The sequence below is a fragment of the Arthrobacter sp. cf158 genome (assembly GCF_900106835.1).
In the GTDB taxonomy this organism is placed as follows: domain Bacteria; phylum Actinomycetota; class Actinomycetes; order Actinomycetales; family Micrococcaceae; genus Arthrobacter.
Map to the genome: position 1 here is coordinate 494591 of NZ_FNNR01000001.1, position 22197 is coordinate 516787.

A 22197-nucleotide genomic window follows, 5' to 3' on the forward strand; every position below is an offset into this window, starting at 1 on the left:
TCAGGCGTGGGCAGCTGTGAGAGTGTGTGCGGGGACCGGAACCTGGGCTCGGCCTAGATCGTGGAAGAGCCCGCACGCGATCTTCAAGCCTTCGCGTGCGATGGATTCGAGCATGTGTTCGTTGGGAGCGTGCTGCAGGCAGCCGGGGTAGGAGTGCGGGACCCAGAGGGTAGGCAGCCCCAGAATGTCCTCGAACACGTGGTTGGGCAGGGAGCCGCCGATGTTGGGCAGGATCGCCGGTGCTGTGCCCGTGGTCTCCGCGATGGAGTTGCTGGCCCACGCAACCCAGGGATTGTCCGGATCCAACCTGCTGGCAGGAAAAACCGTGGTGAGGCGGGCTGTGACCATGCCAAATCCCATGGCATCCAAATGGTCCTGAAGCCGGCTCTCCAAGTTGTTGGTGTCTGTCCCGGTGACGAATCGAAGTTGCAGGATTGCCCGCGCGGTTCCGGGAATGGCGTTGACGGGGTTGTCCACGTCTGCGGCTCCGAGGGCCAGGACTTCCAAAGTGTTCCAGCCGTAGACGCGCTCAGCGGGGCTAAGGCTGGCATCGCCCCAGCCCTCATCAACGGGTGGATCTTCCCGGCCGGGCACAATCCGGACGTCGGCCAAGGCGCGCCTCACCGAGTCCGGCAGGGACTCCGGGAGTAGCCCGGGGAGCTGAATCCGCCCATGGCCGTCCACCAGTGTGCCAATGGCTGCGGCCAGGGTGGTCGCGGGGTTCCTGATGAGTCCGCCCCAATTTCCCGAGTGATAGGAGCTAGGCCGAAGGGCGGCGGTCAACTCGAAGCTTGCGCCGCCCCGGGCGCCAAGGAAGATCGTTGGAGTATGGGCGTTAAGGCGGGGACCGTCGGAGGCGATGAAGACGTCAGCGGAGAGGAGGCCCTGCTGTGCAGCAGCAAACTCGGCCAGTTTGGGTGAGCCAATTTCTTCGCCGCATTCGAACAGGAATTTCAGATTGAAGCCAAGCTTGCCCTGGTGGGCGAGCAGGAGCCGGAGGGCGGCCAGGTTCACCAGGTGCTGGCCTTTGTTGTCGGCTGTGCCCCGGCCGTACCAGTGACCGCCGTCAACGGACACTTCCCACGGACTGCGGCCAGCTGCCCACCGCCCCTCATGGCCGTCCACAACATCTGCGTGTCCGTAGCAGAGGACCGTGGGGAGCCCGGGGTCTTCCACGCGGGTGCCCAGCAGGAACGAGTTGTCGCTCCCGTCCCACCGGTCCCAGCGATCCACCCTGCACCCCATATCCTGCAGCGACTGGGTCAGAATTTCCTCCAGATATGCATTCAGTGCATCTCTTCCTTCAGGCTTGCCGCTCTCGCTCGGGTAAGAGACCGCTGTGCGCAGCCCGTTGAGAAAGGCTCCAGAGGTGACGTGCTCATCAGCAGCAGCAAGGATTTCATTGCGAAGGTTCATGGTGGTGCTTCCTCAAATCGTGGTGGCTTCCTCCGACTCTAGATGTGGCCTGCCTCACTAACCAGTATCCTTTTCTCAACGAGCTTTGACTTTGATGCAAACCGCCAGGAAGGGAGTGGCATGCAGTTATTGCCAACATCTCTGATTTATTTCCGCGAGGTCGCGCAGACTGGATCCATCACGGAGGCTGCAGAAATCCTGCACGTCTCGCCATCAGCCATCAGTCGTCAGATGAGCAAGCTGGAAGCCTCGGCCGGGGCACCGCTTTTCCTCAGGCACCCGCGGGGCATGCTGCCCACCGAGGCTGGACGGCTGCTGTTGGCCCATGCCCGCAGGAGCGAACTCGAAGGGGAATCACTGCTCCAGGAACTGCGTGATACAGAGTCCCGGCGTACCAGCGTCATCAAGGTTGCCAGTGCGGAGGGGTTGGCTCATTGCAGGGTGCCGGCGGCCATTGCCACGATGGTTGCCAGCTACAGCGACGTGGTGTTCAACCTCGTAGTTGTTCCCTCGGCAGAGGCCACACGTCAGGTGATCGAGGGCAAAGCTGACATTGCCGCAGTGTTTGCCCTCGGTCCCCAGCGCGATGTCACTGTGGAGTTCTCCTTGCCTGCTCCCGCCTTGGCCGCAGTCACTCGCGACCATCGGCTGGCAGTTCGGGATTCGGTTTCTCTCCAGGAGCTGTGCGAAGAGAGGCTCGCGCTCCCTGGACGAGGGATTACCCAGCGTGAACTCTTCGACATCGCTGTCCAGCGGGAAGGACTCAGTCCGGAGATCGTCCTGGAAACGGATCAAGTAGGACCAATCCTGGCCTTTGCCCGCAGCGGAGCGGGCGTGGCTCTGATGAGCAGGTTCACGGTGCCGGCACGAGAAGACGCAGGCCTCGTCTTCATCCCCGTGGACAATACGGTCTTCCTTCAGCGCGAAGGGCAAATCCAGACCATGGCCGGGCGCCGCAAGTCGGCCCTGGTCACTGCGTTCGCTTCGGCCTTGGCGGACGAGCTATTGGCTGAGTAGATCGGCTCACATCTGATCGGCTCACTTCTGCTTACGCAGCGCTGAGAGCGCTTCAGCAAGGGGCAGCCCCAGCGCCGGGCCGTGTCCGGGGAGGACCACTGAAGCCTCAACTTCGTCCAGCCGATGGGTGGCCTCCAACGCTGCCTCTGGGTCCGAGTGGTACATCCCATGCAGCATCTGCGGACCCGACTGCCTGCTGATCGGATGCCCGCTGACGAAGGAATCCCCAACAGCGACTACCCCGGCGCCGGGGAGAAGAATTGCTGCGTTGCCTGGGGTATGCCCCGGCAGAAGGATCGCCCGGGGCTGGCCGGGAAGACTCTGGAGTGTCTCAGCTGTCCAGGCCTCCGCACGCGTAGCCGGCTCCGCCTGCAGGGCTTTGGCTTTGATCACGTGGAGCATCCAGCGGAACACCTTGGGCCGCCATGCACGGATCAAAACCTGCCCGAAGGTGACTTGGTGCTTCTCCTTGCCTTGGACGTGGGCCAGTTCCTCGGGGGAGCACAGTATGGGTGTGCCGAAGGTGCGGGAGAAGTAGGCCGCGGAGCCGGTGTGGTCCACGTGGCCGTGCGTGATCAGCATGGCTCTGGCTGCAGCGGGATCCAGCCCGAGCCCACGGACGGATTCCAGGACCACGTCGCGGTCCGCAGGGTAGCCGCCGTCGATCAGGATGAAACCTGAATCGTCACGGACTATGAGCCAGTTGGAAGCCGGTCCTTCGACAAAAAAGACGCCGGGCACGGGTTCGGATACATTCACCTGAGCAGTCTAGATCCGGACTGCTCACTGGTGGCTCACCTGGCCTCAGGCGGCGGCCGCTTGGAAGTGCTTCTCAATGATCCCCTTGATGTCCTCATGGCACCCTCCGCAGCCCGTCCCGGCGCGGGTGGCCTTGGAGACTTCAGCCACGGTGCTGCAGCCCTCAACCACGGAATCTCCAATGCTGGCCGCACTCACGCCGGCGCATCGGCACAAGGTCCGCTGGGGATCGTTGCTGGTGGCACCGCCGGCGTCCAGTTGATCGGGCCCATCGAGCCGGAGCAGCAACGAACGGTCCGCAGGCAGCTCGGAGGAGCGTTCGAAGAGCACAACCAGCTCAGCAGCCGTGCGGGGCATGCCCACAGCCACGAGGCCCTCAAGGACTCCGCCGCGCGTGGTCATCTTGACGTAACGGCCGTGCTCGGGATCGGCCCATTGGGAGATCTGCCGGCGGGGCCGCCCGGAAACGGCGCCGGCTTCCAGCAGCTCTTCATCCCAAGGATCGGCTTGGTTGTCGCCCGCTACGGCCAGGTTGATGCCCCGTGCCTTAAGAACCACCACACCGGGTTTTTCGATCGGCAACGCTTCCAAGGTATCTGCAGCGGCCTGGCCATTCCGAGCCAGGACCACGAGGTACTCGGCCAGCCATTCGGCCTGCCGCCAGCCCGGACCGACCAGACCGGAAGGACCGCCGGCATTCCGGCAGTCAACGCACGCAGCGTCAGGGCAGCGCACTTCAGCACAGTCGCCGATCGCGAACATGTGGGGCTCGTGATAGGTCCGGAGGTGGTGGTCCACCAGGATGCCGGTCGCGACAGGCAGGCCACAGCCCTCCGCCAATTCGATCCTGGGCCGCACGCCACAGGACAACACCAGGAGGTCGCCGTCGATTGCAGAGCCGTCATCCAGCAGCAAGGCGGAGAAACTGCCGCCAGGTCCGGCCGTCTCCACGCCGGTGGAACGGGCGTTGCCGGCCATCCGGACGCCACCCGCGCGCAAGCTGTTGGTGAGGACGGAGCCGCTGCCACGGTCGATGCTGCGGCCCAGCGGAAAGGGCCCATTGTGAACTACGGTGGTCTGCGCGCCTTCTTCCGAGGCGGCCAGTGCCGTTTCCAATCCCAAAACGCCGCCACCCAACACCACCACGCGCTTGCCGTCAGCGACGGCGGAACGGAGCACGGCGGCATCCTTGAGATCGCGCAGTGCCGTCACGCCAGGCGGAAGGACGGGCCCGGAAGGATCAGGGTTGAGCCCGGTGAGGTTGGGAATCACGGGTCGGGATCCGGTGGCGAACACCAGACGGTCATAGTGTTCGGTGCTGCCGTCCGATAGGACGACGTTCTGGCGGGCACGGTCGATCCTCTTGACCTTGACGCCCAACCGCAGCTGCACGCCGTCGGACTCCAACTCGGAAGCGTCAGCCATCGCCAAAGCCTCGGCGGTGGTGCGGCCGACGGCCAATTCAGCCACCATCACGCGGTTATAGGCAGCTTCGGCCTCCTGGCCGACCACCAGCAACTGCACCAGCCCGGTGCGGACAGCGGGGAGCAATTCGTCCACGAGGCGGGCAGCGACCGGCCCGAATCCAACAACAACAATTCGCTCGCTCATGAAGCCTCCTTGACGTGCACTGGCATCCCGAACCGTTCGGGAACGGAAGGCGCGCCCTGTGTCGCAGCGGCCTTCCGGACCCACACCCGGCTGGTCTTGAACTCCGGCATGCCGGAAATGGGATCTGTAGCCGCTTCCGTGAGACGGTTGGCGTTTTCCTGGCCAGGGAAGTGGAACGGCAGGAAGACCGTGTCAGGGCGGACTGTGGTGCTGAGCTCCGCACGGCACAGGACCTCGCCGCGCTCGTTGGTGACCATGGCGTAGTCGCCGTCGGAAATGCCGCGCGAAGCCGCAGTTCCGGGGTGGATGAGGAGACGGGCCTGCGGCTGGGACGCCAGCAGTTCGCTCACCCGTCGGGTCTGAGCGCCGGATTGGTAATGCTCCAGCAGCCGGCCAGTGGCCAGGGCCAGGGAGTCGTCGGCGAAGGAACGTACGGCCCGTTTGGACGGAGTGACTGGAACCATCACGGCGCGGCCGTCAGCGTGGGCGAAGCCGTCGGAAAAGAGCCGGGGCGTACCGGTGCTGCCCACAGGGTAGGGCCAGTAAGCAGCTTCGCCCCGGTCCAGCATGGCGTAATCGATGCCTGAGTAATCGGCCAGGCCGCCGGCAGAGGCCAGGCGGAGCTCCTCGAACACGGTCTCGGGGTCATCACTGAACGTAGAAGGAGCCCCTAACATCTCTGCCAAGCGGGCCATGAGCCACAACTCGCTGCGGACCCCCGGGGGTGGCGTCAGCGCGCGCCGGCGACGGATCACGCGGCCCTCAAGGTTGGTCAGCGTCCCCTCTTCCTCGGCCCACTGGGTGACCGGCAGAACCAGGTCGGCTTCGGCGGCGGTCTCGGACATGAAGAAGTCGCAAACTACCAGGAAGTCCAGGCTGCGGAGACCCTGGATGACCGCGTTGGTGTCCGGCGCCGACACCACCACATTGGCGCCGTGGACGAAAAGGCAACGGACGCCGTCGGGCTGTCCCAGAGACTTGAGAAGTTCGACGGCGGGGAGGCCGGGTCCGGGGATCAGCGACTCGTCGATTCCCCATACTCCAGCGACGTGGGCGCGGGCGGCGGGGTCGGTGATCTTGCGGTAGCCGGGGAGCTGGTCGGCTTTCTGGCCGTGCTCGCGCCCGCCTTGTCCGTTGCCTTGGCCAGTGAGCGTGCCGTAGCCGCTGCGGGCCGAGCCGGGCAGGCCCAAGAGGAGGCTGAGGTTGATCGCCGCAGTGGCGGTGTCCGTGCCGTCCACGTGCTGCTCCACCCCACGGCCGCTAAGGATGTAGCTGCCACCTGCGCGGGCGCCTTCGGCCAAGCGTCGGGCTGTCTCGCGGACGAGGGTGGCCGGAACGCCGGTGATGGACTGGACGCGCTCCGGCCAGAACGACGACAGGCTGCGGACCACGGCGGCGTATCCGGACGTGTTCTTCTCGATGTACGAGGCGTCGGAGAGTCCTTCGTGGACCACCACGTGGCTGATCCCCAAAAGAAGCGCCAAATCGGTGCCGGGCGTGGGCTGCAAGTGGAGGCCACCGCCGTCGGACGTGAACGCAGCAGTAGCCGAGCGGCGGGGGTCCACCACGATCAGCCCGCCGGCGTCGCGGGCGCCCTGCAGGTGCTGGACGAACGGCGGCATGGTCTCGGCAACGTTGGAGCCGAGCATGAGGATCACGGACGCGGTGTCCAGGTCCGTGACGGGGAAGGGGAGGCCGCGGTCCACGCCGAAGGCGCGGTTGCCGGCTGCTGCCGCGGATGACATGCAGAAGCGGCCGTTGTAGTCGATCCGCGAAGTGCGAAGGGCCAGCCGGGCGAACTTCCCCAGCAGGTACGCCTTCTCATTGGTGAGGCCACCGCCGCCAAACACTCCCACGGCGTCATCCCCGTACTGCTGCTGCGTGTCCTTGACCGCGGCCGTGATAAGCATGAGCGCCTGGTCCCAGGAGATGGGCTGGTGGACGCCGTCGGATCCTTTGAGCATTGGCTCGGTGACCCTGCCGTTATGACGCAACAACGACGCCGATGTCCAGCCCTTGCGGCACAGCCCGCCCCGGTTGGTGGGGAACTCGCGCCCCGAAACTTCCAGGGGTACGGCGGGTGCTGCCTCAGTTGCCGGCGCTGCCGCTGTCCCTTGAATTGCAGGGGAAGCAGGGGTCAGTGTCATGGCGCACTGGAGCGCGCAGTAAGGGCAGTGGGTATCGGCGCCGTTGGGCATCTAGATGTGTCCGATCGTGTTGCGCTGCCGGGCTGGGCGGATGTAAAAGATCCAGCAGACGGTGAGCATCAGGACATAGGCTCCCACGAAGCCGTAGAACGCCGGGGTGTAGGAGCCGCTGGCCGTGTTGGAGGCGTTGAGTACCTGCGGGATGACGAATCCGCCGTAGGCGCCGATCGCGGAGATCAGGCCCAGTGAGGAGGAGGCGAGCCTTGCCGTGGTGGCGCTGGGCGCCCCGGAGCGGGCTGCCCGGCTGGACGTTGCGAAGATGACCGGGATCATCCGGTACGTGGCACCGTTTCCGAAGCCACTGGCCAGGAAGAGCAGCAGGAACAAGGTAAGGAAGAGCCAGAAGTTCTTCAGCGGCAGGGTCCAGATCATGGTCAGCGTGATAACCGCCATGGAGGCGAACGAGGCAATGGTCATGCGTGCCCCGCCCATGCGGTCGGCCATGCGTCCACCGTAGGGACGGGCCAGGGATCCAACCAGCGGGCCAAGGAAGGCCAGGGACAACGCCACAGCACCGACGTGGATGGAGGAGAAGTCCGGGAAGTAGTCCTTGATCAGCTTGGGGAAGACACCCGCGAAGCCGATGAACGAACCGAACGTTCCAATGTAGAGGAACGCCATGATCCAGAGGTGCGGTTCTTTGAGGGCGGCCAGGGAACCGGCCACATCGCCCTTGGCGCTGGTGAGGTTGTTCATGTACTTGTAGGCACCGAAGGCCGCAATGATGATCAGCGGAATCCAGATGACGCCCGCCATCGGAAGGTTGACGGTGCCGGCAGCCAGGAGGGTGATGGCAATGGGAACAACAAGCTGGGCGACGGCGGCACCCAGGTTTCCGCCCGCGGCGTTCAGGCCCAGCGCCCACCCCTTTTCCCTGGCAGGGTAGAAGAAGGTGATGTTGGCCATCGAGCTGGCGAAGTTGCCGCCGCCAAAGCCGGCCAGTGCGGCCATGAGGAGCATGACACCGAACGGCGTCTCCGGATTGGAGACACAGAGGGCCAGGCCGGTGGTGGGGATCAGCAGCAGAAGGGCCGAGACGATGGTCCAGTTCCGGCCACCGAACTTGGGAACCATGAAGGTGTAGGGGATACGGAGCGTTGCGCCCACGAGACTTGGGATGGAGATGAGCCAGAAGATCTGGTTGGTATCGAACTTGAAGCCTGCGGCGGGGAGCTGGACCACCACGATGGACCATAGCTGCCACACGACGAAGCCCAGGAATTCGGCGAAGATCGACCAGTAAAGATTGCGTTTGGCGATGGACCGGCCTTCGGCTTCCCACTGGCCCTTGTCTTCGGCATCCCAGTTGGCAATCCAGCGGCCGGGGCGGTGCTCAAGGGCGGGGGCGGCGGTGGCAGTGGACTGGACGGGGGCCAGTTCATCTGCAGTGCGGTCAACAGTCACGGAGTGCCTCCTTGGTGGGGGACGTTGTTATTCCAAGGTAGGTTTCACGCATTTCGAGGACGGGCGCGGTTTGTAAACGGCCTGTGACATTTCCCTATCGGAGGGGTCACCGGCGCGTGAGGCCTTGGTGAGGTAATGTGGCCCGGACCACAGGGTGAGATTTTCCTGTACGTCCGCATGTTGGACTTGGTTGTCCAGTCAATGGACAGCCGGAACTATTATTGAACTCTCGAATATTCCTTCGCCGGGTAGGCTCCTGGGGCATCGGCCGGCGTGAACGAAAGCTGCAAACACATGTCTTCCACCGCACCATCCAAGGAAGGCGAGTCCACCAAGCCGGTGAACTCGCGGGGCAAGGTGATCTTCGCGAGCCTGATCGGCACGACGATCGAGTTCTACGACTTCTACGCCTATGCCACCGCGTCGGTACTCGTCTTCCCAAAGCTTTTCTTCCCCGACGCCACTGACATCAATGCTCTCCTCAGTGCGTTCGCCATCTTTGGTGTTGCCTTCTTCGCGCGTCCCATCGGCGCCGTGGTCTTTGGCCACTTCGGTGACAAGATCGGCCGCAAGGGCACCCTGGTTGCTTCGCTGCTGACCATGGGTATTGCGACGTTCCTCATTGGACTCCTGCCCACGGCCTCCATGGCAGGATGGGCCATCCTTGCCCCGATCATGTTGGTGATCCTGCGATTCTTCCAAGGCCTCGCCTTGGGCGGAGAATGGTCCGGTGCAGCCCTGCTGGCCACGGAGAACGCCCCGGAAGGCAAGCGCGCCATTTATGGAACTTTCCCGCAGTTGGGTGCTCCCATCGGCTTCATCATCGCCAACGTGATCTTTATCTGGATGAACGTGGCCCTCAGTGCCGAGGAATTCCTGGCCTGGGGCTGGCGCGTTCCGTTCATCCTCAGCGCCGTACTGGTCATCGTGGGACTGTACGTACGCCTGAAGCTGGTGGAGAGCGCATCCTTCACCAAGGTCATCGAGCAGGAAAAGGTCCAGAAAGTTCCCCTCGCGGCAACCCTCAAGAGCCACTGGCGCCCTGTTGTGGCAGGTACCTTCATCATGTTTGCCACCTACGTGCTCTTCTACATCATGACCACGTTCACCCTGTCCTACGGCACCAAGCCCACCCTGGCCGGTGCGCAGGCGGCTGCTGAAAAGGCCGGCAAGCCCATGACGGCAGACCAAATCGCGGCGTTCGTCCCCGGGTTGGGCATCACACGGTCCGACTTCCTCTGGATGCTGATCATCGGCGTCGTCTTCTTCGGTATCTTCACCGTGGTCTCCGGGCCGCTGGCTGAGAAGTGGGGCCGCCGGAAGTTCCTGCTGGGCGTCACTGCCGGCATCTTCGTCTTCGGTGCGCTCTGGTTCACCATGTTCGGTCCAGGCCAGGCAGCGGCGATGGTGGGCCTCATTGTGGGCTTCACGCTTATGGGCCTGACCTTCGGTCCCATGGCCGCCATCCTGCCGGAGCTGTTCCCTGCGAACGTCCGGTACACAGGGTCTGCCGTGGCCTACAACCTGTCGTCGATGATCGGAGCGGCACCGGCCTCCTTCGTTGCCATCGCCCTGTGGTCGGCGGCGAACGGCAGCACCTGGCTGGTGGGCGCCTACATGGCCGCCGCCGCTGTGGTGACGTTTATCGCTCTCTGGTTGACCCGCGAAACCAAGGACATGGACTACGAAAACAACGTCGCCTAAGTAGCTCAACTACGACGTCGGCCCCGCACCAAACGGTGCGGGGCCGACGTCGTTAAGAGGTTCTTTGCGTTAGTCCTCGATGGTGGCGATGACCGCGCCGGCGGCAACGGTCTCACCAGCAGCGGCAACCAGGCCACGCACGGTGCCGGCCTTGTGGGCGGTGAGGGGCTGCTCCATCTTCATGGCCTCGAGCACCACGATCAGGTCGCCTTCAGCCACAACATCACCTTCAGCGGCTGCCACCTTGACGATGGTTCCCTGCATGGGGGAGGTCAACGCATTGCCGCCAGCTGCAGCAGCCGTGGCGCCGGCCGAGCGGGAGCGCTTCTTGGACTTGCCGGACTTGGCGCCGGAACCGCTGGAAACAGCAGCGACACTGCCGCCCAGGCCTGACGGCAGGACGACTTCAAGGCGCTTGCCGCCAACCTCGACGACGACGCGCTGGCGCTCACCGGCGTCGGGCGTTTCAGCGGTGCCTGCCGCCGACCACGCCGGGATGCTGTTGACGAACTCGGTCTCGATCCAGCGCGTGTGAACCTTGAACGGTCCTTCGGCCGGTGCGAAATCGGGGTCGGTAACCACTGCGAGGTCGAACGGGATGACGGTGGGGATGCCTTCAACCACCATCTCTTCCAGGGCTCGGCGTGAACGCTGGAGTGCCTGCTCACGGGTAGCGCCGGTAACGATCAGCTTGGAGAGCATGGAGTCGAAGTTGCCGCTGATGACGTCGCCCTGCTCCACGCCGGAGTCGATCCGGATGCCGGGCCCCGTCGGGTTCTTCAAGGTGCTGATGGTGCCCGGAGCGGGCATGAAGTTGCGGCCCGGATCTTCACCCGTGATGCGGAACTCGAAGGAGTGGCCGCGGACCTCGGGGTCGTCGTAGCCCAGTGCTTCGCCGCGGGCGATGCGGAACTGCTCGCGGACCAGGTCGATGCCTGTGACTTCCTCGGAAACGCAGTGCTCAACCTGGAGGCGGGTGTTGACCTCAAGGAAGGAGATGGTGCCGTCCTGGCCCACCAGGAACTCACACGTGCCGGCGCCAAGGTAATTGGCTTCCTTCAGGATGGCCTTGGAGGACTCGTAGAGGCGCTTTACCTGCTCCTCACTCAGGTAAGGAGCCGGGGCTTCCTCCACGAGTTTCTGGTTGCGGCGCTGCAGCGAGCAGTCGCGGGTGGAGACGACCACCACGTTGCCGAAGGAGTCGGCAAGGCACTGGGTCTCGACGTGGCGGGGAGCGTCGAGGAAGCGCTCGATGAAGCACTCGCCGCGGCCGAAGGCTGCTACGGCTTCGCGAACTGCCGATTCGTACAACTCAGGGATTTCGTCCATGGTGCGGGCCACCTTGATGCCGCGTCCGCCGCCGCCGAAGGCAGCCTTGATGGCGACAGGAAGCCCGAATTCCTCGGCAAACTTCAGGATCTCGTCCGCGTTCTGGACCGGGTCAGCCGTGCCCGGAACCAGGGGAGCGCCTACCTTCTCGGCAATGTGGCGGGCCTGGACCTTGTCTCCCAAGGCGGAGATGGCCTCGGGTGAGGGGCCGATCCAGGTGATGCCGGCCTCAATGACCTTTGCAGCGAATTCGGCATTCTCGGCCAGGAAGCCATAACCGGGGTGGATCCCGTCAGCGCCGGACTGCTTGGCGACGTCGATGATCTTGTCCATCACGAGGTACGACTCAGCGGCGGTGTTGCCACCCAACGCGTAGGCTTCATCGGCAAGGCGGACATGGAGTGCGTCACGGTCAGGGTCTGCATAGACCGCTACGGAGGCAATGCCTTCGTCCCGGGCGGCTCGGATGATGCGGACCGCGATTTCGCCGCGGTTGGCAATCAAGACCTTGGTAAGAGGGCTGGAAATGGGCTGCGCCGGGTTAGCTGACAAGTTGTTGACTCCTTCTGTCCTTCAGGGAGCCTAGCGTGATTGTGAGGGTTCCGCCCATATTGATGGGGGATTCCGTGTGTGAGGCGATGTTCCTTTGTAGGGTTGCTACAAAAGGCTTCTACTCCTCGTCCGCGTCCCACAGCTCGGTGATACCCACGTTCGCGTGGACCAGCAGGTCCCTGAGAGTGGAGATGGAAAGCCCGACGACGGCGTGCGGGTCGCCGTCGACCTTGCGGATGAAGGCCCCACCCAAGCCGTCGATGGTGAAGGAGCCCGCGCAGTGCAAGGGTTCTCCGGTAGCGATGTAGGCGTCGATTTCCCGTGAGCTCATCTGGGAGAAATGGACTTCGGCGGAGGAAACGGCTCCGACGGTGGCGCCGGTGCCCTCCGGGGTCTGGCCGTCCTCCGCTGCGTCCTCGTCTGCGTCAGCGGCGGTGTCCCGGCAGTCCACCAACCAGTGTCCTGTGTGGAGCACTCCCTGCGATCCGCTCATGCGCAGCATCCGCTCCCGGGCGACCTCTGCAGTGTAGGGCTTGCCATGGGACTCACCGTCGAACTCGAAGACGGAATCGCAACCGATCACCAGCGCGCCGTCGGACTCGGGGAGCGCGGCAACTGCTTCGGCTTTGGCCCGGGCCAGCAGCAGGGCGGTGTCATGGGCATCGGTTACACCGTATTTGGCCTGCACTGCATCCTCGTCCACATCCGAGACCAGGACGTCATGGTGGATGCCCGCCTCGGTGAGGAGTTTGGTTCGGGCGGGGGACTGGGAGGCGAGGATCAATCGGGTCACGCCTCCCAGCCTAATACGACGCTCTCTCACCAATCGCCCCTTAAACGCCGACGCTCTCTCACTTGCGTGAGGCAAGTGAGAGAGCGTTGGTGCTTTTGGGCGATTTGGTGAGAGAGCGTTAGTGGACCAGTTCCTCGGTTCCGGCCTTCGAACGGTCGCTACGGTTCAGCTTTGCGCCTTCGACGTCCACATCCGGAAGGATGCGTTCCAGCCACTTGGGAAGCCACCAGGCCTTCTCGCCCAGCAGGTACATGACGGCGGGGACAATGGTCATGCGCACCACGAAGGCATCAATCAGGACGCCGAACGCCATCGCGAAGCCGAGCGGCCGGACCATGGTGAGGTGGCTGAAGATGAAGCCGGAGAACACGCTGACCATGATGATCGCGGCTGCGGTGACTACTGCTGCGGCGTGGCTGAACCCGGACCGGACGGCATGTTTGGCGGACTCACCGTGCATGAAGGACTCCCTCATGCCGGACGTAATGAACACCTGGTAGTCCATCGCGAGGCCGAACAGCACACCGATCAGGATGATGGGCAGGAAGCTCAGCACCGCGCCCGGGTTGGCGACATCGAAGACGCCGCCCAGCCAGCCCCACTGATACACGGCAACGACGGCGCCGAATGCTGCGGCCAGCGAGAGCAGGAAGCCACCAGTAGCCAACAGCGGCACCACGATCGAACGGAACACCAACAGCAACAGCAGCAGGGAGAGCCCCACCACGATCGCCAGATACGGCGGCAGTGCTGCGCCGAGCTTGTTGGAGACATCGATGTTGCCTGCGGTTTGGCCCGTCAGGCCGATGGTCACGCCCAGGTCGTCCTCGATTGTGGCGCCCTTGGCGCGGAGGTCTGCCACTACCTGCACAGTGCCGGCACTGGCGGGGCCTTCCTTCGGAATGACCTGGAAGACGGCCGTGCGGCGATCTTCGCTCAGGGCAATGGGCACTGCGGCGATGACGTTCTCTACGCTGCGGAGCTGATCCGCGACGTCGAACTGCTTGTTCTTGGCGTCATTCTCGCTGAGGCCTTCGGGGAATTCGCCGACGACGACGATCGGTCCGGTAACGCCTTCACCAAAGCTGCTGCGGGTGAGGTCGTAGGCCTTGAAGGCCTGCGAGTCGACAGGCTCGGATCCGCCGTCGGGCAATGCCAACCGCAGCTGGGAAGCCGGTAGCGCAACGGCCCCGAGAAGGACCACGCTGAGGATCAAGGCAACCCACGGGTGACGCGTGACCATGCCTCCCCAGCCGCCGCTGCTGCGCTTCTCTTCGAGTTCGCGATCGGCGGCTTCATGGCCAGGTTCGGCGTTGTGCTTGGCGGCCTTGGCCCAGGCGCGCTTGGAAATCAGCCTGCGGCCGATCAGCGCCAAGACAGCCGGCGTCAAGGTCAAAGCCACGACGACGGCCACTGCAACTGTCGCTGCGGCAGCAACACCCATGACCGCGAGGAACGGCAATCCCGGAACAACCAATGCTGCCAAAGCGATGATAACGGTGAGTCCCGCGAACAGCACGGCGTTGCCGGAGGTGCCGGTGGCCAGGGCTGCGGATTCTTCGGCGTCCATTCCGGCCAGGAGCTGTGTCCGGTGGCGGTTGACGATGAACAGCGAGTAGTCGATGCCCACGGCGAGGCCCAGCATCAGGGCAAGCATGGGGGAGATGGAGCTCATGTCGATCACACTGGTGAGCGCGAACGTTCCGCCCACGCCCACGGCGACGCCGATGAGAGCCATGAGGAGCGGCAAGCCTGCCGCGATGAGCGTGCCAAGCATGAGGATCAGGACCAAGGCCGCAACAGCAACACCCACAATTTCTGCGATGCCGAAGATCTCCGAGACGTCCTCGGTGATTTCCTTACTGGCGTAGGCAGTGACGCCAGCGGAGGAGACTCCGTGGACGATCTCTTGGACTTCTTCGCGGACAGCGGGATCAACGGCGTTGATAGAGGTCTTGAACTGGACCTGCGCTACAGCGGCTTTGTTGTCACTGGAAACGAAACGGAGCCCCTCTGATGCTTCGAGCTGTCGCTTGCCAAGAGCCAGCGTGGCGGCGCCATCGGCGGCCTCCTTGGCTCCGGCGTCGAGCTTTTCCTTATTGGCAGCAAGTTCGGCGCGCTGCGGTGCCAGTTGGGCGTCAATCTGGGCGGGGGTGAGGCCTGAGGCGGCGAGCTGCTGTTCAACCCCGGTGAGTTGTGCCTCGCCCGCTTCCAGCTGCGCCCGGGAGGCGTCCAGCTGGGCCTTGCCTTCTGCGGCCTTCGCTTCGCCGGCCGCGATCTCGCCAGCGGACGTGTCCAGTTGCTCCTGCGTGGTGAACGGGTTCACCGTGCCCTGAACGTCAGGCATGGCTTCCAGTTTAGTGAGCGCGGCCGCAACCGCGTCCTTCTTGGCTTGATCGAAACCGGCATCTCCGGCGTCGAAAACCACGCTGGCCGAGCCGCCCGATGAATCAGGAAGGGCTTCCTTGAGCTTGTCCGCCATCTGCTGGGTTTCGGTGCCAGGGATGGTGAAGTTGTTGGACATGGTGCCGTGGAATGCTGCGGCAGAGCCGCCTACTGCCACCATGACGGCCAGCCATATGGAGATGACGAGCCAGCGGCGGCGATACGAAAACTTGCCGAGACGGTAGAGGAACGAGGCCATGTCAGAACCGATCTTTGGTGGTTGGAACGGAGGGGGAGGCTGTTGTCGCTGTGGAGAAAGCGTTCGACGGCGGCGCGAAGCCGGCGCCGAGAAGGCCCATCGCATCGATGAGGTGCTGGCGAAGGACCGCGAGGGATTCCGCGGAGAGGTCGGGGCCGCGTTCGATGAACCAGACGGTCATTGCCGCTTTGCCGCAGGAGATGACGGAGCCGGCCAACGCATGGAGGTAGAGCTCACTGATGCCTTCGCCCAACCTGCTGCGGGCGGCGTCAATGATCTGCGCTGTGCAGTGCTCCCAGGCTTCAAGCTCGGAGCGTGCAAGCTGGCGGTTGTCCTGCGTCAGGCTGAACAGCTCGGCCATGGGTGCCACGGACATTGGATCGGCCAGCGCCATGAGGGCTGCCTGGGCGGATTCTAGGATCGACTCCTCTGCGGGACGCAGCCGGAACTGCTCCAGTGCGTGGTCCATGAAGCCATCGGCTACGGAGGCCAGCGCTGCTTCGAGGCTAGGGAAGTAATTGAAGAAAGTTCGCCGCGAGACACCCGCGGTGGCTGCGATGTCCTCCACGGTGAAGTTGCCGGGCCCGTTGCTGCGCAGGAGGTCCAAGGCTGCGGACGCGATAGAGCTGCGGGTGGCCGCCTTGTTGAGCTCACGCCGTGACGGGGCGCTGGTCTCTGCAAGGGTAAGCGACTCCGCAGTGGCATCCTGGCTACTGGTTTGGGTCACATACTTACACTAAGTGCAAGTTTGCACTGTGCGCAATTTTGAGCTGTTCTGGGTAGTAAAAATCCCGCCCTCGCTTGCTTCTCTCACCGCCTAGAGGGTGACGAAACGAACAAGAACGGGACTCGGATGGGTGTGCCTGGGCTTAGAACTGCTGCGGGGGCGCGGGCGGAGTGGGCTGCTGCGGTTGTGCCGGGGGAGCGGGGTGGGTTGGAGCAGGCTGCGCCGGCCGGGAGTTCTGCTCCGCGGCCGTCTTGGTCAAGTAAACGGATTGCCCTGTGGCGCCCGGTTCGCCCTCACCCAGCGGCAGGACGTACACCGCGGTTCCATAGGCGCAGACTTCGGTCCAGTTGGTGCCCATCTCTGAGGTGTCGAAACGCATGGCGACGATGGCGTTGGCGCCGCGCTGCTGCGCTTCGTTGACCATGCGCGCCATGACTTCCTGGCGGCTTTCGTAGAGTGCCTTGGTCATCTCGGGCAGCTCTCCGCCGCCGAGGGATCGGAAACCGGCCAGCATTTGCGAGCCAATATCACGGGAGCGGACAGTGAGGCCCATGACTTCGCCGAAGACGGCGTCAATGCGGTGGCCTGGGATTTCATTGGAGGTGACGATCAGCATGGTCTGAGCCTATCCAGCTTTAGTCACTTAAACAGGGAAATCCCCCGGGGAGAACTCCCCGGGGGATTTGCGCCGTGTCCAGAGGCCGAGGCTTAGGCCTTCGAATCAGCCAGTTCGCGCTCGTTGCTTTCTGCTGCTGCCTTGTCGGCTGCGTATTCGTCAGCGAACGCAGCACCGTTGCGGGGCGCGTTGTACAACGACTCGTCCAGGATGCCTTGGCGCTTCGCCACAATGGCGGGGACCAGTGCCTGGCCTGCCACGTTAACGGCCGTGCGGCCCATGTCCAGGATGGGGTCGATCGCCAGCAGGAGCCCGACGCCGGCAAGCGGAAGTCCCAGCGTGGACAGCGTCAGGGTGAGCATGACCACGGCACCGGTGGTGCCCGCCGTGGCTGCGGAACCGAGGACGGAGACCAGCACGATCAGCAGGTACTGGCTGAAGTCGAGGTTGATGCCGAAGAACTGGGCCACGAAGATCGCTGCGATGGCCGGGTAGATGGCTGCGCAGCCGTCCATCTTGGTGGTAGCGCCCAGCGGCACGGCGAAGGAAGCGTAGCCGGAGGGGACGCCCAGGTTCCGTTCAGTGACGCGCTGCGTGAGCGGCAGCGTGCCAATGGAGGAGCGGGAAACGAAGGCAAGCTGCACTGCCGGCCAAACACCGGAGAAGTACTGCTTGACGGACAGGCCGTGGACGCGGACCAGGATCGGGTAGAGGACGAAGAGCACCAAGGCCAGGCCGATGTAGATGGCAGCCGTGAACTTGCCCAGGGATCCGATGGTGTCCCAACCGTAGATCGCAACAGCGTTACCGATGAGGCCGATGGTGCCCAGCGGGGCGATGCGGATGATCCACCACAGGACCTTCTGGATGACTGCAAGCGCGGAAGCGTTGAACGTCAGGAAGGCTTCGGCCTGCTTGCCCACTTTGAGGGCCGCAACGCCGATGGCGATGGCGATCACCAGAATCTGCAGCACGTTGAAGTTGACGGCAGTGCTGACGGTGGTGGCAGCATTGGCGCTCTCAGTAACGGTGGAGCTGGCGCCAAGACCCAGGAAGTTCTTGGGGAACAGGCCGATCAGGAAGGCCCACCAGTCGCCGGTCTTACCGGCGTACTTCGCTTCCTCGGTGATGCCGGTTGCTGCGCCGGGCTGCAGGAGTACGCCCAGGCCGATACCGATCAGCACCGAGACCAGTGAGGTGATCGCGAACCAGAGCAGTGTGTTCCATGCCAATCGGGCGGCGTTGGAGACCTGACGCAGGTTCGCGATGGAGCTCACCACAGCGGTGAAAATCAAAGGAACGACGGCGGTCTGCAGCAACGAGACGTAGCTGGAACCAATGGTCTGGAGAGTAGCGCCGAGGCCGTTGGGGGCCGTCTTGGTGCTGCCCGTGTACTTGGCGATGAGGCCGAGGACCAGGCCGATGATGAGGGCTGCGATGATCTGGACGCCGAAGGAACCGGCCCACTTGGGGAGCCGGAAGCCGGTCTTGCCAGCTGCTGGGGAAGTGTTGGTTGAGGTGCTCACCGGAACACGTTAGGTGCATCGCAAATAACATAGCGAACGAACGTTGAGAAATGTTACGTCGCCCCCTGTGCTGTTCTCGATTGTGAGCCGCTAAATTGCGGGCCCCGCGCGGGTTTTTGTGAAGTTATTCCCGGAAACAGTGTGGCGATCATCTCGAGTGCGTTGCGAGCCTTTCCCCCGCTGGCGCACCCTTTCCCGCGGATCGCACCCGTAACCTCTGGTGCGAAACGCGGGAACGGGTGCGACCCTAGCGCCGAAGGGGTGCGCACGGAGGGAACTGGAGCCCGTCGCGCGCAGCAACTTTCTAGCCCAGCAACGCCCGCCGGAGAACGTCCAAGCCCACAGAGCCGATGTTCAACGCTCTGCTGTGGAAGGACTTGAGATCGAAACCTTCACGGGATTCAAGCTCGGCACGGATCTGCTCCCACAGACGCTGCCCCACCTTGTAGGACGGCGCCTGTCCCGGCCAGCCCAGGTAGCGGGTGAATTCGAACTGGAGCTGGCCTTCGCTGATGTCGAGGTTGGCCTTGAGGAAGTCGAAGCCCTTCTCCGGTGTCCAAGCGCCGGTGCCCCAGCGTTCGGGGACGGGGAGCTCCAGGTGGACGCCGATGTCGAACACTACGCGGGCTGCCCGCATTCGCTGGCCATCCAGCATGCCCATGTGGTCACCCGGGTCCTTGAGGTAGCCCAGTTCCAGCATGAGCTGCTCGGCGTAGAGCGCCCAGCCTTCACCATGGCCCGAGACCCAGCAGACGTTCCGCCGCCAATTATTGAGAAGTTCGCGCCGGTACGTAGCGGTGGCAACCTGGAGGTGGTGGCCGGGGACGCCTTCGTGGAACACGGTGGTGGTTTCGGACCAGGTGGTGAAGGTGTCTTCACCGGCCGGTACGGACCACCACATGCGGCCGGGGCGGGAGAAGTCGTCAGAGGGGCCGGTGTAGTAGATGCCGCCCTCGTCGGTGGGAGCGATCATGCACTCAAGGGTCTTCATGACATCGGGGATATCGAAGTGGACATCGGCCAGCTCCGAGACGGCACGGTCGGAGAGTTCCTGCATCCAGGCTTTCAGGGCGTCGGTGCCCTTGATCTGGCGTGCGGGGTCGTTGTTGAGGATGGCCTTGGCTTCTTCAATGGATGCGCCGGGCTTGATCTGCGCCGCGACCTTTTCCTGCTCACCGATAAGCCGTTCAAGCTCCTGGACACCCCACGCGTAGGTTTCCTCGAGATCCACTTCGGCGCCAACAAATGAACGGGATGCCAGCGCGTAGCGTTCGCGCCCCACGGCGTCTTTTTCGGGGGCTGCGGGCAACAATTCGTCCCGGAGGAAGTCGCCCAAAGCGCTGTACGCTGAGCGCGCGGCTGCGGTACCAGCGTCGAGCCTGTCCTGAACCTCGGCGGGCAGCGGCGAACCACCAACGGCGGCCGATGAAGCCATCTTGGCGAAGAAGCCGTCCTCTGCGGCGTAGCGGCCGGTCTGCTCGATCACAATCCGGACCTGCCGGGCTGCGGCCACTTTTCCTTCGGCAGCAGCCGAGCGAAGGGAAGCGATGTACCCCTCAACAGCCCCGGGAACGTTGGCGGCGCGGCCCGCAATGTGCTCCCACTGTTCAACCGTGTCCGTGGGCATGAGGTCGAAGATGGCGCGGATGTCCTGCGCCGGGGAGGCGATGTTGTTGAGGTCTGCCGCATCCCAACCGGACTCGTGGATCTCCAGTTCCAGGCCCAGCCGCTCGCGCATGGCGTCGAGGGTGACAGCGTCCACATCATCGGACGGCTCAAGGCCAGCCAGGGCATCCAAGGCTAACTTTGTGGCCTCCGCATGGGCCTCGGCACCGGCAGGGGAGTAGTCCTGGTATTCGGTTTCATGTCCCGGCAAGCCCAGCGTGGTGGCGAAACTGGGATTGAGTTCGATCAACTTTTCTGTGTACGCGTCAGCGACGGCATCGATGGCGGACTTCGGGCGTACAGGAGTGTTTGCAGTAGTCACCCACAGAGCCTAGCCGCGAGACCGCTTACGTGAAAGGGTTGTTGAACTATCTACGCACGAGAAAAATCAGCCGCGGCTGCGCTTCCATGCGCCAGGACCCGGGGTCGGGTCCAGACGCAATTGCTGGCGACGCACCCAATGCCGGACGTTCGGCTTGGACGCCGCCGCTTCCTGGGGCGCACCGAGAGACACCACGACGGCGGCAATCGCCGCGAGCTCTTCGGCCGTCGGTTCGCCCTTGACCACCGAAAACAGCGGCGCAGCGGCTGCTTCTGCGGGTACCTGATCAGGCGCGGAATCAGCCCGGTGCTTCGGCGTGCTCACAGCGGGATGTTTCCGTGCTTCTTGGTGGGCAGGCTCGCGCGCTTGTCCCGCAGGGCGCGGAGTCCGCGGATAATCTGCATACGTGTATCCGACGGCGCGATCACCGCGTCCACGTAGCCCAGTTGCGCTGCCTGGTACGGGTTGAGGAGTTCTTCCTCGTAGCCCTGGATGATCTCGGCGCGCTTTGCCTCTACGTCGCCGCCGGCCTCGGCAACCGCTGCGAGGTCACGGCGGTAGAGGATGTTCACTGCACCCTGGGCCCCCATGACGCCGATCTGGGCTGTGGGCCACGCCAGGTTGAGGTCGGCTCCGAGCTTCTTGGAGCCCATCACGATGTACGCGCCACCGTAAGCCTTGCGGGTGATGACGGTGAGCTTGGGGACAGTGGCTTCTGCGTAGGCGTAGAGCAGTTTGGCTCCGCGGCGGATGATGCCCTGGAACTCCTGGTCCTTGCCGGGCAGGAAGCCGGGGACATCCACCAGCGTGATGATGGGGATGTTGAACGCATCGCAGTGGCGCACAAAGCGGGCGGCCTTTTCCGACGCTGAAATGTCCAGTGTTCCAGCGAACTGCATGGGCTGGTTGGCCACGATGCCCACGGTGTGTCCCTCAACGCGGCCGTAGCCGATCATGACGTTGGGGGCGTACAAGGACTGCATCTCCAGGAAATGGGCGTCATCAACGATCTGCTCGATGACCTTACGCATGTCATACGGCTGGTTCGCGGAATCCGGGATCAGGCCATCCAGGGCGAGGTCGTCGTCGTTGAGTTCCAGTTCCTGGTCGTGCTCCACCACGGGGGCCTCGGACAGGTTGTTGGACGGGAGGAAATCCAGGAGCTCGCGGACGAATTCGATCGCGTCGGCTTCATCGGAGGCAAGGTAGGTGGAGGTACCGGTAGTGGCGTTGTGCTGCCGGGCACCGCCGAGTGTTTCCATGTCCACGTCTTCGCCGGTGACGGTCTTGATGACGTCAGGTCCGGTGATGAACATGTGCGAGGTCTTGTCCACCATCACCACGTAGTCGGTGAGGGCCGGGGAGTAGGCGGCGCCGCCGGCGCAAGGTCCCATGATGAGGGAGATCTGGGGGACAACGCCGGAAGCGTGGACGTTGTTGCGGAAGATGTCCGCGAACATGGCCAGAGAGGCGACGCCTTCCTGGATACGTGCACCGCCGCCGTCGTTGATGCCCACAACCGGGCAGCCGTTGCGCAGTGCGAATTCCTGGACCTTGACGATTTTCTCGCCGTTGACCTGGCTCAGCGAACCGCCGTAGACGCTGAAGTCCTGGCTGTAAATGGCGATCAGGCGGCCATCCACTGTGCCGTATCCGGAGACAACGCCGTCGCCGAGCGGCTTCTTCTTCTCCATGCCGAAGGCCGTGGAACGGTGGACTGCCAGGGCGTCGAACTCCACGAAGGACCCCGGGTCAACCAGGAGGTCGATGCGTTCGCGGGCCGTGTTCTTGCCGCGTGCGTGCTGCTTCTCAATCGCTTCCGGGCCGGAAGGTTGCTCTGCACGGGCCTGGCGGTCGCGGAAGTCGGCAATCTTTCCCGCTGTCGTTGTCAGATCGTGGCTCATC

The 22197-nt window shown here is 63.9% G+C and carries 16 protein-coding genes; 2 read left to right on the forward strand and 14 right to left on the reverse strand.

The genetic code is table 11. From position 1 onward, the window contains the following. A complete protein-coding gene (locus tag BLW08_RS02255) occupies positions 1–1416 on the reverse strand; it encodes a M20 family metallopeptidase (protein WP_091323122.1) in 1416 nt (471 codons plus the stop codon). Between the two features lie 120 nt (positions 1417–1536). Here BLW08_RS02255 and BLW08_RS02260 point away from each other — a divergent pair, with 120 nt between their 5' ends. Next, the gene (locus BLW08_RS02260) at positions 1537–2433 is read left to right on the forward strand and encodes a LysR family transcriptional regulator (protein ID WP_175538547.1); all 897 of its coding nucleotides are present in this window, start codon (positions 1537–1539) and stop codon (positions 2431–2433) included. Positions 2434–2454: 21 nt separating this feature from the next. Here the strand turns inward: BLW08_RS02260 and BLW08_RS02265 are convergent, their stop codons facing one another. Genes BLW08_RS02265 through BLW08_RS02280 form a run of 4 tightly spaced genes read right to left on the reverse strand, consistent with a single transcriptional unit; the run spans position 2455 to position 8414 of the window. Continuing rightward, a complete protein-coding gene (locus BLW08_RS02265; protein ID WP_091323125.1) occupies positions 2455–3192 on the reverse strand; it encodes an MBL fold metallo-hydrolase in 738 nt (245 codons plus the stop codon). 45 nt (positions 3193–3237) lie between these two features. After that, the gene (locus tag BLW08_RS02270; RefSeq protein ID WP_091323127.1) at positions 3238–4803 is read right to left on the reverse strand and encodes an FAD-dependent oxidoreductase; all 1566 of its coding nucleotides are present in this window, start codon (positions 4801–4803) and stop codon (positions 3238–3240) included. Next, a complete protein-coding gene (locus BLW08_RS02275; protein ID WP_091323129.1) occupies positions 4800–7001 on the reverse strand; it encodes a molybdopterin oxidoreductase family protein in 2202 nt (733 codons plus the stop codon). The genes BLW08_RS02270 and BLW08_RS02275 overlap by 4 nt, the downstream gene beginning before the upstream one ends. Then, a complete protein-coding gene (locus tag BLW08_RS02280) occupies positions 7002–8414 on the reverse strand; it encodes an MFS transporter (RefSeq protein WP_091323131.1) in 1413 nt (470 codons plus the stop codon). A gap of 294 nt (positions 8415–8708) precedes the next feature. On the opposite strand from BLW08_RS02280, the gene BLW08_RS02285 reads away from it, so the two are divergent. Continuing rightward, complete coding sequence (locus tag BLW08_RS02285; RefSeq protein ID WP_090819577.1) at positions 8709–10118, forward strand: MFS transporter; 1410 nt, start codon at positions 8709–8711, stop codon at positions 10116–10118. 69 nt (positions 10119–10187) lie between these two features. On the opposite strand, the gene BLW08_RS02290 is transcribed toward BLW08_RS02285, so the two are convergent. The 9 genes from BLW08_RS02290 to BLW08_RS02330 all read right to left on the reverse strand — a co-directional run bounded on the left by BLW08_RS02290 (position 10188) and on the right by BLW08_RS02330 (position 22196). Beyond that, complete coding sequence (locus BLW08_RS02290) at positions 10188–11999, reverse strand: acetyl/propionyl/methylcrotonyl-CoA carboxylase subunit alpha (protein WP_091323133.1); 1812 nt, start codon at positions 11997–11999, stop codon at positions 10188–10190. Between the two features lie 118 nt (positions 12000–12117). Continuing rightward, positions 12118–12792 (reverse strand): Maf family protein, encoded by a 675-nt coding sequence (locus tag BLW08_RS02295; RefSeq protein ID WP_091323135.1) that lies wholly within the window; start codon positions 12790–12792, stop codon positions 12118–12120. A gap of 118 nt (positions 12793–12910) precedes the next feature. Then, entirely contained in the window at positions 12911–15436 is a 2526-nt protein-coding gene (locus BLW08_RS02300) for an MMPL family transporter (RefSeq protein ID WP_091323137.1), read from the reverse strand. 1 nt (position 15437) lies between these two features. After that, positions 15438–16163, reverse strand: a complete 726-nt coding sequence (locus BLW08_RS02305; protein ID WP_091323138.1) for a TetR/AcrR family transcriptional regulator — start codon at positions 16161–16163, stop codon at positions 15438–15440. A 142-nt stretch (positions 16164–16305) separates the two neighbouring features. Next, positions 16306–16779 (reverse strand): YbjQ family protein, encoded by a 474-nt coding sequence (locus BLW08_RS02310; RefSeq protein WP_090819564.1) that lies wholly within the window; start codon positions 16777–16779, stop codon positions 16306–16308. Between the two features lie 92 nt (positions 16780–16871). Then, positions 16872–18305: a dicarboxylate/amino acid:cation symporter gene (locus BLW08_RS02315; RefSeq protein WP_090819561.1), complete on the reverse strand. Its 1434-nt coding sequence runs from the start codon at positions 18303–18305 to the stop codon at positions 16872–16874. 304 nt (positions 18306–18609) lie between these two features. Next, positions 18610–20292 (reverse strand): DUF885 domain-containing protein, encoded by a 1683-nt coding sequence (locus tag BLW08_RS02320; protein ID WP_091323141.1) that lies wholly within the window; start codon positions 20290–20292, stop codon positions 18610–18612. Between the two features lie 66 nt (positions 20293–20358). After that, positions 20359–20616 (reverse strand): acyl-CoA carboxylase subunit epsilon, encoded by a 258-nt coding sequence (locus BLW08_RS02325; RefSeq protein WP_091323143.1) that lies wholly within the window; start codon positions 20614–20616, stop codon positions 20359–20361. After that, positions 20613–22196, reverse strand: coding sequence for an acyl-CoA carboxylase subunit beta (locus BLW08_RS02330; protein WP_091323144.1), 1584 nt, complete (start codon positions 22194–22196; stop codon positions 20613–20615). The genes BLW08_RS02325 and BLW08_RS02330 overlap by 4 nt, the downstream gene beginning before the upstream one ends. Position 22197 lies beyond the last annotated feature (1 nt).